Raw genomic sequence first — 14,526 nt, 5'->3', positions numbered from 1 at the left:
AAATAACAAGTTGAAAGGAACAATAATTTCGATCAAGCGACCTGCAGCAATAATTGGTCTAATAGTGGCTTATAGATAGATTTACCAAGCAAATCTTCAAACCAATGAACAGGTATATCGCCAAGGCCCAGTTTTATGCCGCTAATGCCGCCCATAATAGCCGCAGTAGTATCGGTGTCATCACCTAAACTTACCCCATAACGCACGGCGCTTTGGTAATCGTCAAAAGATAAAGCCTTGCGTGCCGCGCGTAAGGAATCAACTACATAGCCTGAACCTTCCGGTTCAATATTTTCCATTGGTCTAATTGAGCATTCAAGTTCCGCCAATAGACGCTCGTTATTTTTGGCGTAGTTGTAAACTTTTTCAACTGCATAGCCCCATGGGTCGTTATTATCACGCAGCAAGGCACGAGCCGTGAGGCAATAAAGAGCGCAGCATAATTGTGACCGTGGTTGTGCATGAGTAACACAAGCCTGCCGACCCGCATCTTCAATTAAGGCAAGATCACTCCCCCTATGCCATAACGCAAGGGGCAAAACGCGCATTAATGCGCCATTGCCATGGCTATCTTCATCAAGGCCACCTGATAAAAGTGGCGATGTGCCATCTTTAAAGGCATTTAGCCCACGTGCGGTGGCATTGCCAACATCAAAAACGTGGTGATCTACCGCCATATAACCATATTCATACCAATTAAGCATGCGGGTGGCAAAATCCTGCATATCTAGCTTGTTGCAATGTAAAAGCGAGGCCAAAAGACAAAGAGCTTGCGCCCCATCATCAGACCATGTTCCTGGCGCCACATTATTATGAGAGCGATTAAAACCTTGAGGCGGAACAAACTCAATATTATCAAGTTTTGGTAATGTGTCCTTGTGATGAAATTCATAGGGAACGCCAAGGGCATCACCAACCAGGAGACCGATAAGGCCGCCTGCAATCTTACTGGCTTGTGAGATTTTGATATTTGTTGGCATGCGTATCACCTCATCTTATAAAATAATATATAGTTGGTAAGGTACTTGCATTTGTTATGATTACTCAAACGAAGAATTTATGCAATAAGGCAAAAAACATTAGATAAAGGATAGGCATTAAAAAAAATCCCAACTATCATTAAAAAAGCAAGTTTGGCTATTGGCTTTTACCGTTTTCAACACCATATGTATGGTAGCTTGTATCATAATAAATAAAGTATTTATTATTGTGATACAATAATCATCAAAGTAAGGCATGTTGTTTTACTCTGATGCGATATATTTTTTTTATGGATTTATAACTCTGTTGTTGCTTTTTTAGTAACAATAGTTGTTGATCTATCAATATTATAATCTATCATTTGATAGAAGTATTTTTGATAACAAAACTGTTATAGGAATATTCTATTAAAGACTTTTGTTTTTGACGGATTGATGTAAAATTAATTAAATTAGTAATATTAGCTTTTTTGAAGAGCAGTTAATATCATTAATTCTTGATAACCAATTAAAAATATGCCCAAGTTAAAGTTATATCCAAGGAGATAGTCCAATGGCTAAAGAAAACGAAAATACTGCTGAGCAAGCTGATCTTGAAAAGCAGGTTGCTGATTTGCGCAAAGATATTGCAGCTATTGCGTCAACGCTGTCCGACCTTGGCTCAAAAAAATTGAATGAAGCCAAAGATCGTGCTCAAACCATGTATGAAAATGCTCGCGCTCAAGGCGATGAAGCTTTGCATGAAGCGCGTGATAAATTATCACAAACTCAAGATTCTATGTGTGCCTGTGTGCGTGAAAAACCCATGGCTAGTCTAGCTATTGCAGCTGGTATTGGTTTTGTGCTTGGCCAGATTTTAAGGCGTTAAGGGCTAATGTTTGGCCTTTTGACTTCCTTGCTTGGCGGTCTTACCTCTGGTGGTATTAAACAAGCCGTCAAGCGAACAAAAACGCAAGTGCTTATCTTAAGTCTAACTAGCATTTTTGCTGTTTTGGCTTTGGTGTTTCTTTGCGTTTTTGTCTATCTGGGTTTGACTTGTTTTGTCGCGCCGCTATGGGCTGCCGGCATTTTATTTGTTTTATTTGCTATTATTGCTTTGTTGGTTTTTTTAATTGGCCAATCAATAGCAAAAAAGCAAAAAATAGTTTTGGAAAAGCAGGCAGAAGAAGAGCGTAACGCTTTATTGTTTAGTTCTGCACTTGCGGCTATTCCAGCAGCTATTGCTGGTGACAAGAAGGTAGCAATGATTGGGTTGCCGCTTATTGGGCTTGCCGCGCTGTGGCTTTATAAAAACAGATCTGGAGAAAAAGACAATAAGCCGAAATAATTTTCGGCTTATTGCAAGCGTATTTACCCCAAAATTTGAATTTTATTTGCCGTCGATTTGTTTACCCATAATGGCAATGGCGCGTTGGTAGACCGATGCTTTATTCCAGCCTTCAATTGCCTTAAAATTTGGCTCTCCCTGTTGGTAGCCAAGGCCAGCTTTCCAGCCATGGCCTTTAAGGAAATTAGCGGTTGATGCCAAGGCATCCGCACGTGAGCGGATCATATCAATATGGCCATTGCCATCACCATCCACACCATATTTCAAGACATTAACGGGTAGAAACTGTGTTTGGCCGATTTCGCCATGCATAGCGCCGACGGATTTTGGATCAAAGTCACCACGATCGACAAGGGTTAATGCTGCATAAAGCTGGTCGGTGAAGAAATCCGAGCGGCGGCAATCATAAGCAAGGGTTGAAACAGCAGAAAGCGTATGCTGTTTACCCATATAATTACCAAAACTTGTTTCCATGCCCCAAATTGCTAATAATGGGCCTGCAGGTACGCCATATTTTTTTTCAATACGATCAAACAATGCCGCATTTTGCTTTTTCAAAGTTTTGCCGCGGGCAACAATGGTGCTAGATCCGCGTTTTTGCATAAATTGCTCAAGGCTTAGTTTAAAAGAATGTTGGTTGCGGTCAGCATTAATAGTGGCTTGTGCATAGCGTACATTGGCAAGAGCGTTAAGTGCCTTGCTGCCATAGCCTTTGGCTTTGACGTCTTTAGTTGTTTCACTTAGCCAATTGGCAAAGCCGGCTGATGTATTGCCGCATTTCGGTGACGCCATTGCAGCTGAAGAGCCGATGATAAGGGTTAAACCAAGGGCAGCAATGCTGGCCAGACTAAAGCGGTTGCGCAACAATTTTCTCATTCCTTCATAAATCCTTACTTTAAAAGCTATCAAACAAAGCTTATGGATTTTGTAAGTAATGCCGATTCTTTTGGCTTATATTGCTTACTTTTGCTAAAAATCCATAAAATCTCATGTCAATCCGTTCATAATCTAATAAAATGACAGCAAAACCTTGACAAATGACTAAATATCGTATTCAAACAAACAAAATCTGCAACAAGTTATGACTTGGAGCCACCGACTGGTGCAATTTATAAAAATTGATGCCAGAGGTCCACACCCGACAGCGCGATGCGCCCTCGGGTGCCATTTGCTTTGAAATGTTGTTTAACAATATTAGCATGTGGGTTTGGATTGGGTGTTTCCCAAATATACATCTGGTTGTGGATAGTTAAGAAGCGCTGGAGCCAGTTTTATAAACAGAGCTTTTATCATGCTAAGTGGATAAAGCATAAAGCGGCCAACCAGAAAGGGTATTTAATGTTTGAATCATTGCAGGAGCGTTTAAGTTCCATTTTTGATAATCTGACAGGGCGTGGCGCTCTTTCAGAACAAGATGTGACAAGCGCATTGCGCGAAGTGCGCCGTGCTTTGATTGAAGCTGACGTTGCCCTTGATGTTGTGCGCTCCTTTACCGACCGTGTTCGCAATAAAGCAGTTGGCGCAGAGGTTTTAAAATCAATCAAGCCTGGCCAGATGGTGGTCAAGATTGTTCATGACGAGCTCGTGGATATGCTTGGATCTGAAGGCGTTGGTATTGATTTAAATGCGCCTTCACCAGTTGTAATTATGATGGTTGGTTTGCAAGGTTCAGGTAAAACCACCACATCAGCAAAAATTGCAAAACGCCTTACCGATAAGCAAGGCAAAAAAGTGTTGATGGCTTCGCTTGATACACGTCGTCCAGCCGCGCAAGAGCAATTGCGCCAATTGGGCGAGCAAACTGGTGTTGCAACCTTGCCTATTATTAACGGCCAATCACCAGTTGATATTGCATCGCGTGCAGTCCAAGCTGCCCGTCTTGGCGGGCATGATGTTGTGATTCTTGATACAGCTGGTCGTACACATATTGATGAGCCTTTAATGGTGGAAATGGCCGAAATCAAGGCCAAGTCTGCACCCCATGAAATTTTGCTGGTTGCCGATAGTTTAACTGGTCAAGATGCAGTTAATCTTGCGCGCTCATTTGATGAGCGTGTTGGTATTACAGGTATTGTTCTTACCCGTATGGATGGTGATGGTCGCGGCGGTGCGGCGCTTTCGATGCGTGCTGTAACCGGTAAGCCAATTAAAGCTATTGCTACTGGCGAAAAAATGGATGCTTTGGAAGAGTTTCATCCAAAGCGTATTGCCGACCGCATTTTGGGCATGGGCGATATTGTATCGCTGGTTGAAAAAGCTGCCGAGCATATTGATGCTGAGCGTGCGGCTGCTATGGCCAAAAAAATGCAGGCTGGTAAGTTTGATCTTAATGATCTTGCTGAGCAAATTGGTCAAATGAAAAAAATGGGCGGCATGGGCGGCATTATGGGTATGATGCCTGGCATGGGCAAAATGAAAGACCAAATGGCTGCCGCTGGTTTTGATGAAAATATTTTTAATCGGCAATTGGCAATTATTTCTTCAATGACCAAGCAAGAACGCGCTAATCCCGATATTTTGAAGCATAGCCGTAAACAGCGTATCGCCAAGGGTTCGGGAACATCTGCTGCTGATATCAACAAGTTGCTAAAAATGCATCGTGGTATGGCTGATATGATGAAAGCTATGGGCGGTAAAGGCGGTGGCGGCATGATGAAACGCCTTATGGGTGGGCTTGGTAGCAAGCTTGGCCTTGGCGGTGGTATGCCTGATCTTGGTTCGCTTGACCCTAAGCAGTTGGAAGCATTGCAAAAGCAGGCAGAAGCCGCCGGCCTTGGCAAAAATAGCGGTTTACCTAATTTGGGTGGTAAGGCCGGTGGTTTGCCCGGCCTTGGCGGTTTACCAAAACCAGGCGGTCTTCCAGGACTTGGCGGTGGTTTGCCTAAAAAGAAATAAGCCGCTTTAACGTGAAGTTTTAATATAAGAAAATGAAAGGCAAAGACCATGAGTGAGAATGAAATTCCGGCAGAACTCGCAAGTCTTAGAGCATCAATTGATAATTTTGATGCGGCGCTTATTCATATTCTTGCCGAGCGTTTTCGGTGCACCAAAGCAGTTGGGGTTTTAAAGGCGGAGCGCAATTTACCTGCTGCTGACCCGAACCGCGAAAAAAGACAAATTGAACGTTTGCGTAAATTGGCTGAAGAATCACAGCTTGATCCAGATTTTGCGGAAAAGTTTTTAAATTTCATCGTGCGTGAAGTAATTCGTCATCATGAAGATACCGCTGCCCGTATTGGCAGCTAAACAACACTTTCGATTATGTCGGAAAAAATTACGAGCTGCCGGCCAACCGGCGATCTATAACAGGAGAATATAATGTCTTTAAAAATTCGTTTGGCCCGTGCAGGTTCAAAAAAGCGTCCTTACTACCATATCGTAGTAGCTGATGTTCGTAGCCCACGCGATGGCCGTTTTATCGAAAAAGTTGGTGCATGGAATCCTATGCTTCCAAAGGATGGTGAGCGCGTTCAATTGGTAACAGAGCGTATTCAACATTGGATTTCACAAGGCGCACAGCCAACAGACCGCGTTCTTCGCTTCTTGAACGATGCTGGCCTTGCAAAGCGTGATGCCCGTAGCAATCCTAAAAAAGGTGAGCCAGGTAAAAAAGCTGTTGAGCGTATTGCAATGGCGAAACAAGCTGAAGAAGATGCAGCTGCAAAAGCTGCTGCTGCCGCAGAAGCTGCTGCATCAGCTGAATAATTTATATTATTTTATAAAAAACCCGCTTGAGCGATCAAGCGGGTTTTTTATTGTTCAATTTCGTTATTATCTTTTTTTGCTTAGGTTTAGAAGTCCGTTTAACTATATTGCATCAATAAACAAAAATTAAAAATCGTCACGATCAATTTAAATAATTTTGCTGAATGCTATTTTAGGCAAAACAGTTTGCACATTGTTGATCGAACAAAGCTGATAATAATTGACAAAATTTAATTGATTGTGCTCGGTGCTATTGGTGATTTTTTTAATTTGTGTTACTTTCAATGGCAAGAGCAAAGGGTTATAGCATTTTGTTCCATAGGATGCTAGCTTTAGAGTGAAAGCAGATCTCATCAAAATAAATTGATACTACCTGTATTGGTCATTGATGATCGTTTTTTTAGAATATACTTAAAAAACCAATGTCAGTTGACAAATGGGTTTAGTTGGTAATTTATAATGATTTTGGCTGCGTAAAATTCCAATCGACTGACTGGATTTGTAAAACTTGCAAATTCGTTTGTTCCATCCCCGTTCGAAGACAAGAATAGAACTAACTTGACGTAGTGATTACGTGCTGTATTTGAGGTATTATATATATGAATGACAATGGTCATGAGGGGCGTAAGCCACCTTTTTCACGTGGAAAAGGTCGTGATGAAGGCAAGCCTTCTTTTAATAAGTCTGAGGACCGTGGTTTTAGAAAGCCAGGTGGAAGTCGTTTTGGAAAAGATAATGAGCGTTCTGGCAGCTTTGGTGCAGGGCGGAGCCGCGATGCTAATGGTTTTGGCAAGCGTGATTTTGACAAGAAGAGCACTGTGCATGTAGCCGAAGAAGATGATGGCGGTTCACGCATAGCCAAAAGACTAGCGCGTGCTGGCATTGCTTCGCGTCGTGAAGCCGAAAGCATGATTGCTGCGGGCCGCGTATCAGTTAACGGCAAGGTGCTTGATAGTCCTGCAGTTAATGTTACAAAAACCGATGTTATCAAGGTTGATGGCCGTCCTTTGCAACAGGCAGAACGCACTCGCCTTTGGCTTTATCATAAGCCTGCTGGTTTAGTGACAACTAACCGTGATCCTGAGGGGCGTTCAACAGTATTTGATAATTTACCTGAAGAAATGCCGCGTGTATTATCAGTTGGCCGTTTGGATATTAATACTGAAGGTTTGCTTTTGCTCACCAATGATGGTGGTCTTGCGCGCGTTCTTGAATTGCCAGCAACCGGATGGGTGCGCCGCTATCGCGTGCGCGTTCATGGTAGTGTAACCCAAGCACAGCTTGATGGACTTAAAAACGGTGTGGCCGTTGATGGCGTTTTCTACGGCGCTGTTGAAGCAACGATTGAGCGCGAGCAGGGCAGCAATCTTTGGCTTGCTGTGTCATTGCGCGAAGGTAAAAACCGCGAAGTTAAAAATATTCTTGGCTCACTCGGTTTGAGTGTTACGCGTCTTATCCGCATTTCTTTTGGCCCATTCCAGCTTGGTGAATTAGAAACCGGAATGGTTCTTGAAGTGAAGGGGCGCACATTGCGCGATCAATTAGGCGATCGTTTGATTGAAGAAGCCAATGCCGACTTTGATGGCCCTGTTTTAAATCCGTTTTCTAACAAGCCTGTGTCTAGCGCAAGTAATTCATCCGCAAATAGTGATGATGAGGGTTGGATTGCTTCATCAGATGCACCAGCACCGCGCAGAGGTGGTTTTAAGGGGCGTTTTGGCAAAGACGACCGTGGTGACAGGGGCGAGCGAGGGGATCGTGGTTTTTCCCGTGATCGTGGCGATAGCAAATTTTCAGAGCCACGCGAAAAGCGTTCTTTTGGTGATAAGGGCTTCAAGGATAAAGGCTTTAAAGGCAAAGATTTTAAAGATAAAGGATTTGGCGCAAAGGGTGCAGAAGGTGATAAGCCTGACGTAAACGAAAAACGTAAAAATCGCTCCGTTAATGTTTGGATGGCGCCAGGTGCCCGCCCTACAAAGACACGTATTGAAAAAACCTATCCGCGTGACGGTGAAAATCGTGCAAGAGACGGTCGCAGTGGTGATGATCGTCGTCCACGTTTTAATCGAGATGGTGATAATCGCAGCAGCGAAAACCGTAGTGGCGGAGATCGTCGCCCAAGCTTTAACCGCGATGGCGATAATCGCAGCGGCGAAAGCCGTGGTGGTGGAGAACGTCGCCCAAGCTATAACCGTGATGGTGGTAATCGTAGCGGTGAAAACCGTGGTGGTGGAGAACGTCGTCCAAGTTTTAACCGTGATGGTGGTAATCGCAGCGGCGAAAACCGTAGTGGCGGAGATCGTCGCCCAAGCTATAACCGTGATGGTGGTAATCGCAGCAGCGAAAACCGTAGTAGCGGAGATCGTCGCCCAAGCTATAACCGTGATGGTGGTAATCGCAGCAGCGAAAACCGTAGTGGCGGAGATCGTCGCCCAAGCTTTAACCGTGATGGTGGTAATCGCAGCAGCGAAAACCGTAGTGGCGGAGATCGTCGCCCAAGCTATAACCGTGATGGTGATAATCGTAGCGGCGAAAACCGTAATGGCGGAGATCGTCGCCCAAGCTATAACCGTGATGGTGGTAATCGCAGCGGCGAAAACCGTAATGGCGGAGATCGTCGCCCAAGCTATAACCGTGATGGTGGTAATCGTAGCGGTGAAAACCGTAGTGGCGGAGATCGTCGTCCAAGTTTTAACCGCGATGGTGACAATCGTAGCGGTGGTGGCGATCGCCGTTCATCAAATGGTGGTAAATCATTTGGCGGTAATAAGTCTTTTGATAAATCATCGCGCCCAAGCGGTGGTCGTCCCTATAAAAGTGATGGACCTCGTTCAAGGCCGCATGGTGGAGATAATAAATAATGCGTATCGTCGCAGGTCGTTTGAGTGGCAGGTCTCTTGCCACTCCTAAGGGGCATGATATTCGCCCAACTACTGATCGTACACGCGAAAGTCTTTTTAATATTTTAAATCATGGGCTTTCCTTCAATTTTGAAGGAAAGCGCGTGCTTGATTTATTTGCAGGCACAGGCGCTTTGGGTTTTGAAGCGCTGTCACGCGGAGCGAAAGCGAGTGTTTTTGTCGAGCAATCGGTTGAAGGGCGCGGCCTTATCCAAAAAAATATAGAAGAATTTGCTTTAACAGGTTCAGCGCGTATTTTGCGCCGAGATGCAACACAGCTTGGCGAAATTGGTACGATGCAGCCTTTTCATCTGGTTTTTGCCGATCCACCTTATGGTAAAGGTTTAGGCGAAAAGGCCTTTGTTAGTGCAATGGAAGGTGGCTGGCTTCATAATGATGCCATTATTGTGCTTGAAGAAACAAAGGAAGCAATTGTAAGTTTGCCAGCCAATTTTCGGTTGGTTGATGAACGTGGCTATGGCAATACGGTCATTCGACTTTATGAATTTATGCAAATTAGTTAGTTTTAAAAAGAGGTAAAGCGTGTCGGGAAAATTTACCAAACTTGCTCTAACCGCGTTTATGGCACTATCTCTTGGTGCCTCAACAGCTCTAGCAAGCAGTATAAATGCACCATTAACCATTGCTGCAAATACCGTTAATAATCCTATTTTGGGGCAGCAAAGTGATAGAATAAGTCAGGTAAACGAACCGGCAACGGGTGCACCATCTAGCACCGCACCTTTGGTTGAGAACGCGCCAAATGCAGTTGAAACCAATCAACAAACTGAGCCAAGTCAATCTGATCAATCTCAACAGGTTTTACCAGATATTGAAAAAATCGGTGATGCTTATCGTTTTACCCTTGAAAATGGGTTGCAGGTTATTGTTTTACCTAATCATCGCGCACCCGTCATCACCCAAATGGTTTGGTATCGCGCTGGATCAGCGGATGAAAATCCGGGTACGACAGGCATTGCCCATTTCCTAGAGCATTTAATGTTTAAGGGCACGAAGACCTATCCAGGAGATGAGTTCAACCAGACTATTTCGCGTCTTGGTGGCCAGCAAAATGCTTTTACCTCTTATGATTACACCGCCTATTTCCAAAGTGTTGCGTCGCAATATATCGAAGAAATGATGAAGCGCGAAGCTGATCGCATGTTGAACCTCGTTCTAAGTGAAGATGATATTACATCGGAGCGTCAGGTTATCATTGAGGAGCGGCGCATGCGTACCGATAACAGCCCTGCTGCAATGCTATCGGAAGAAAGTCGAGCAACCTTATTTTTAAATAGTCCCTATCATAATCCAGTTATTGGCTGGAAGCAGGAAATGGAAGCTTTAAGCCGCGAAGATGCGATTAACTTCTATCATAAATTTTATACCCCTAATAATGCAACGCTCATTTTAGCGGGCGATATCACGCCTGAAAAAGCGCGTGAATTGAGCCTTGCAACTTTTGGCAAGTTAGAAAAACGCTCAAGCCCACCCCAAAAGCGTATTCGCCCACAAGAGCCAGTTAGCCGCACGCAGCGCGTTGTGACGATGCGCGATCCGCGCGTTAGCAATGAAAGTTTCCAGCATTTATGGGTTGTGCCGTCCTATAATAACGCCAAAACTGGACAGGCTGAAGCCTTGGATCTTCTTGGTGAGATTTTAGGTGGATCACAACGCTCGCGCCTTTATACTAAATTTGTGGTGCAAGAAGGCAAGGCGGCATCGGTTGGTAGTGGCTATAGTGGTGTAAGTGTTGATGATGGCATATTCTATGTTTATGCTATGCCGCGCAACAATAACACTCTTGAAGAATTACAAAGTGAGATTAATGAAGTCATTGCTGATATTGCCAAGAACGGCGTAAGCGAGGCTGAACTTAATCAAGCTCGTGAGCGGTTTATCCGAGCCATTATCTATTCCCAAGATAGTCCATCAGGGCTTGCCAATATTTATGGAGCAGCCTTATCAACTGGGCAAACATTGGAAACGATCCATGAATGGCCAGAGCGACTTAAAAAGGTAACTCCCGAGGCAATTAAAGAAGCGGCCAAAGCCTATCTTGATGGAGATAAGGGGGTTGTCAGTTACTTATTGCCACCAAAAGGTGAAAAACCTCGTGAAGATGCAACGTCAGCGACACCTGCCATGGGCACTGATGAGAGCGAACAGCAATAGCTTTTGGCAATAAGGGATATTCCGATGAAAAATAAATTTAAAAATAGTTTTTTGAATTATCTATCTGTCATAATTGGCTGTTGCTTTGTTGTATTTTCAGCGTTTTCTGCTCATGCTATTGAAATTAAGGAAGTTACCTCGCCAAAAGGTATCAAATTATGGCTAGTGGAAGATCAAAGCGTGCCGCTTGTTGCCTTACAATTTTCTTGGGTTGGTGGTACAACACAAGATCCTGAGGGCAAAGAAGGACTAGTCAATTTGATGAGCGGCCTTTTCGACGAGGGGGCCGGGGATCTTACTTCGCTTGAATATCAGGCAAAGCTTGATGATATTGGCGCAGATATCGCTTTTGATGCAAATAGAGATAAAATAAGTGGCTCTTTACGGGTTTTGGCGCAAAATCGCGATGAAGCGATTAATTTTTTGAAATTGGCGCTCGATAAACCACGTTTTGACCAAGATGCAATTGATCGTATTCGTGAGCAGATTGTTACGTCTATTAAAGGCTCTGAGCGCGATCCAATGACCATTGGCCAAAATAAATTCAATGCAATGCTCTATGGCAAACATCCCTATAGCCGCCGAGGTGAAGGGACGCTTGACAGTTTAGCCAAGATTAATCGCGATGATATTATTGCGGCTCATAAAAATATTTTGGCACGCGATAATCTAAAAATTGGGCTTGTTGGCCCGATTAATGAACAACAAGCAGGTGAATTGGTAGATAAATTATTTGGGGATTTACCAGAAAAGGCAACTTTGATTGAAATTCCTGATGCAAAATTGCAGCTTGGTGGCATGACCAATGTTAATTATGACTTGCCGCAAACAACACTGGCTTTGGTTTATCCTGGTATAAAGCGTTCAGATAAGGATTTTTTTGCAGCATATCTTATGAATGATATTCTTGGCGGCTCTGGTTTGACGTCGCGGCTATTTGCCGAGGTACGTGATAAGCGTGGTCTCGCTTATGGTGTATCAAGTAGTCTTGTCAATTATGATCATGCCGAAGCGCTGATGATTTCAACCGCAACGCGGGCCGAAAAGGCCGAAGAATCGTTAAAAACAATCCGCAACGAGATTAAAAATCTGGTTGAGAATAATATTACTGCAGATGAACTAAAAAATGCCAAGAGTTTTGTGGTTGGGTCTTATGCGGTGAATAATCTTTCTTCTTCATCGTCGATTGCATCGGTTTTGGTAGGTCTTCAGCAAGAAAATTTGCCGATTGACTACATTGAAAAACGTGCAGATTTGATCAATGGGGTAACTTTGGATGATGTTCACGAGGTTGCAAAAAAGATTTTTAAAGATGAACCAGCATTACTTGTTGTTGGACCTATGAAAAATTAATAAAAAACCCGCTGTAAAAGGCGGGTTTTTTATTTTTTATTATTCGCTATTTAATGGGGTTTATATGTCGAGCAGTGAAAGAATTGGGCTAGCATTAGGTGGTGGCGGCGCAAGAGGGATGGGGCATATTCCTATCATCATGGCTATGGAAGAACTTGGTTTAAAGCCTGCGCGCATTGCTGGAACATCTATTGGTGGCTTGGTTGGGGCGGCGCTTGCGAGTGGTATGAGCGGCGCAGATTTACAAGATTATTTTTTAAAAACCTTTAGCAAGGTTGGTGATGTTGCTGCAACTCTATGGTCTATTCGCCCAATGAGTTTTCAGGAATTACGGCGGCGTGGTTTAAGATTATCACAATTTAGCCTTGAGGAGATATTGCGGGGCTTTTTGCCCGATTGTGTGCCTTTTGATTTTGCGCAATTACAAATCCCTTTATCGGTTGTTGCAGCCGATATTCTATCAGGCGAAATGGTGGTGATGAATGATGGTGATTTACGCTCCGCCATTTCAGCGTCAGCTGCATTGCCGGGTATATTTGCACCGGTGCGTCGTGATGGTTATTTGCTCGTAGATGGCGCGGTTTGCAATCCTGTTCCAGTCGATTGTATTGGCGATGATGTTGATAAGATAATTGCCATTGATATTATAGGTTTTGAAGAAAACCTTCATATGGATAAAAAGCCATCAACCCTTGAAACCTTGTTTGCGGCTAATATGATTTCACAGCGCTCGTTAATGAATACGCGGTTTTTAGCCGTAAAACCCGACCTTGTTCTTGTGCCGCCAGTTGCTGGTATTTACGTCCTTGACTTTATGAGCGCAAAAAAAATCCTCGATCGAGTCATACCCTATAAGGAAGAAGCAAAACGGCAGATTGCTACGCTTTTTGATTAAGTGCGCAATAAGGATGAAACTAATGCTTTGGCTCGCCAATAATATAGATGATCAGACCAGCCATTAAGGCCCAAAACGGCGCACCAATGCTAAATATTGAGATATTGGATGCGGTTATTGCAAAGGTTATAATAGCAGCAATGCGTTGGCGATCAATAACGAGTGCTTGGGTTAACGCACCGCTAAAAGCACCTAAAAGAGCAAGGCCAGATATAAGGACGATAAGGGTGGCTGGTAGGGATGCAAAAACAGAAACGAGTGATGCACTAAAAATGGCAAAGATCAAATAAAATCCAGCATAGGCAATGCCGGAGTACCATCTTGTTTTAGGGTCTTTTCCTGCATCTCTGCCGGTACAAATTGCCGCTGAAATAGCGGCAAGATTGGTGGATGAGGCACATAAAAATGCCGAAATAAGCGAAAAGACACCAGTTATACTAAGGCAAGATTTGACGGGAGGCTCATATCCGCTAGCACGTAAGACAGCAAAGCCTGGAAGATTTTGCGATGCCATGGTAACGAGATAAAGTGGGAGCGCAAGACCGATAAGCGCATTCCATTGGAAGCTTGGTATGCTAAATTCAAGCGAAGATAATTGCAATGGTGGTATGGTATTAATGTTATCGCTAATGCTAGCATAGATAAGGCCTGCAATTAAAACAATGAGCACTGCAAAAGATGGCTGAAAGCGCCGAACCACAAAAAATAGAATAATAAGTGGTAATACAAAGGCGGCATCACTACTCATTAAGGCCATGGCTTTTATAATAAAGCTGAGTAAAACTCCTGCAAGCATGCCTGAAGAAATACCGGCAGGTATATGATTAAGGGCAAGCGATAAGGGTTTGATGAAGGCTGTAAGCATAATAGCAAGAGCACAACATATAAATGCACCGCTCGCCTGTGCCATGTCATAACCTGATGTTGCGCCAATCAAGGCAAGGCCTGGTGTTGACCAAGCGGTGATGATCGGTATGCGGTAGCGCCAAGATAAAAAAAGCGATGATAAAGCAATAGAAAGGCAGACGGCACTAACCCAGCTAATGATTTGGCTTGGAGAAGCACCGACAATTGTTGCAGCATGGATTAAAATGGCCAAAGTACCGCCAAAGCCGACAATTGCTGCAATGAAGCCTGCACTTATATGTGATAGACGCAATGCATTTTCTCCTGGTTTAGCGGTTACTATCG

The 14,526-nt window shown here is 43.8% G+C and carries 13 protein-coding genes; 10 read left to right on the top strand and 3 right to left on the bottom strand.

The window, feature by feature from the left end; genetic code table 11:
- Positions 1–32: 32 nt before the first annotated feature.
- On the bottom strand, positions 33–980 hold the full coding sequence (locus H3299_RS12090; RefSeq protein WP_182417911.1) for an ADP-ribosylglycohydrolase family protein: 948 nt from the start codon (positions 978–980) through the stop codon (positions 33–35).
- Between the two features lie 553 nt (positions 981–1,533).
- Here H3299_RS12090 and H3299_RS12085 point away from each other — a divergent pair.
- Both H3299_RS12085 and H3299_RS12080 read left to right on the top strand, forming a co-directional pair.
- Positions 1,534–1,848, top strand: a complete 315-nt coding sequence (locus H3299_RS12085; RefSeq protein ID WP_182417910.1) for a YqjD family protein — start codon at positions 1,534–1,536, stop codon at positions 1,846–1,848.
- A gap of 6 nt (positions 1,849–1,854) precedes the next feature.
- Positions 1,855–2,307, top strand: a complete 453-nt coding sequence (locus H3299_RS12080) for a phage holin family protein (protein WP_182417909.1) — start codon at positions 1,855–1,857, stop codon at positions 2,305–2,307.
- Between the two features lie 42 nt (positions 2,308–2,349).
- Here the strand turns inward: H3299_RS12080 and H3299_RS12075 are convergent, their stop codons facing one another.
- Complete coding sequence (locus tag H3299_RS12075; protein WP_182417908.1) at positions 2,350–3,183, bottom strand: lytic transglycosylase domain-containing protein; 834 nt, start codon at positions 3,181–3,183, stop codon at positions 2,350–2,352.
- A gap of 462 nt (positions 3,184–3,645) precedes the next feature.
- Between H3299_RS12075 and ffh the strand changes: the two genes are divergently transcribed.
- The 8 genes from ffh (at position 3,646) to H3299_RS12035 (ending at position 13,335) form a co-directional block, all read left to right on the top strand.
- A complete protein-coding gene (gene ffh, locus H3299_RS12070; protein WP_182417907.1) occupies positions 3,646–5,202 on the top strand; it encodes a signal recognition particle protein in 1,557 nt (518 codons plus the stop codon).
- A 48-nt stretch (positions 5,203–5,250) separates the two neighbouring features.
- The gene (locus H3299_RS12065; RefSeq protein WP_182417906.1) at positions 5,251–5,553 is read left to right on the top strand and encodes a chorismate mutase; all 303 of its coding nucleotides are present in this window, start codon (positions 5,251–5,253) and stop codon (positions 5,551–5,553) included.
- A 72-nt stretch (positions 5,554–5,625) separates the two neighbouring features.
- Positions 5,626–6,012 carry a 30S ribosomal protein S16 gene (gene rpsP, locus H3299_RS12060; RefSeq protein ID WP_182417905.1) on the top strand — a complete coding sequence of 129 codons (387 nt, stop codon included), beginning with the start codon at positions 5,626–5,628 and terminating at the stop codon, positions 6,010–6,012.
- 599 nt (positions 6,013–6,611) lie between these two features.
- Positions 6,612–8,873 carry a pseudouridine synthase gene (locus H3299_RS12055; protein ID WP_182417904.1) on the top strand — a complete coding sequence of 754 codons (2,262 nt, stop codon included), beginning with the start codon at positions 6,612–6,614 and terminating at the stop codon, positions 8,871–8,873.
- The gene (gene rsmD / locus H3299_RS12050) at positions 8,873–9,436 is read left to right on the top strand and encodes a 16S rRNA (guanine(966)-N(2))-methyltransferase RsmD (RefSeq protein ID WP_182417903.1); all 564 of its coding nucleotides are present in this window, start codon (positions 8,873–8,875) and stop codon (positions 9,434–9,436) included. Before H3299_RS12055 ends, rsmD begins: the two co-directional genes overlap by 1 nt.
- A gap of 19 nt (positions 9,437–9,455) precedes the next feature.
- A complete protein-coding gene (locus H3299_RS12045) occupies positions 9,456–11,087 on the top strand; it encodes a pitrilysin family protein (protein WP_246708075.1) in 1,632 nt (543 codons plus the stop codon).
- A 24-nt stretch (positions 11,088–11,111) separates the two neighbouring features.
- A complete protein-coding gene (locus H3299_RS12040) occupies positions 11,112–12,440 on the top strand; it encodes a pitrilysin family protein (protein WP_246708074.1) in 1,329 nt (442 codons plus the stop codon).
- Between the two features lie 64 nt (positions 12,441–12,504).
- Positions 12,505–13,335, top strand: coding sequence for a patatin-like phospholipase family protein (locus H3299_RS12035; RefSeq protein ID WP_182417902.1), 831 nt, complete (start codon positions 12,505–12,507; stop codon positions 13,333–13,335).
- 19 nt (positions 13,336–13,354) lie between these two features.
- On the opposite strand, the gene H3299_RS12030 is transcribed toward H3299_RS12035, so the two are convergent.
- Complete coding sequence (locus H3299_RS12030) at positions 13,355–14,494, bottom strand: benzoate/H(+) symporter BenE family transporter (protein ID WP_182417901.1); 1,140 nt, start codon at positions 14,492–14,494, stop codon at positions 13,355–13,357.
- Positions 14,495–14,526 lie beyond the last annotated feature (32 nt).

Origin of the sequence: Bartonella sp. HY038, from assembly GCF_014117425.1 — a bacterium.
GTDB lineage: Bacteria > Pseudomonadota > Alphaproteobacteria > Rhizobiales > Rhizobiaceae > HY038.
The sequence above is the reverse complement of the archived record's forward strand: the minus strand, read 5'-3'. Positions and strand labels throughout refer to the sequence as shown.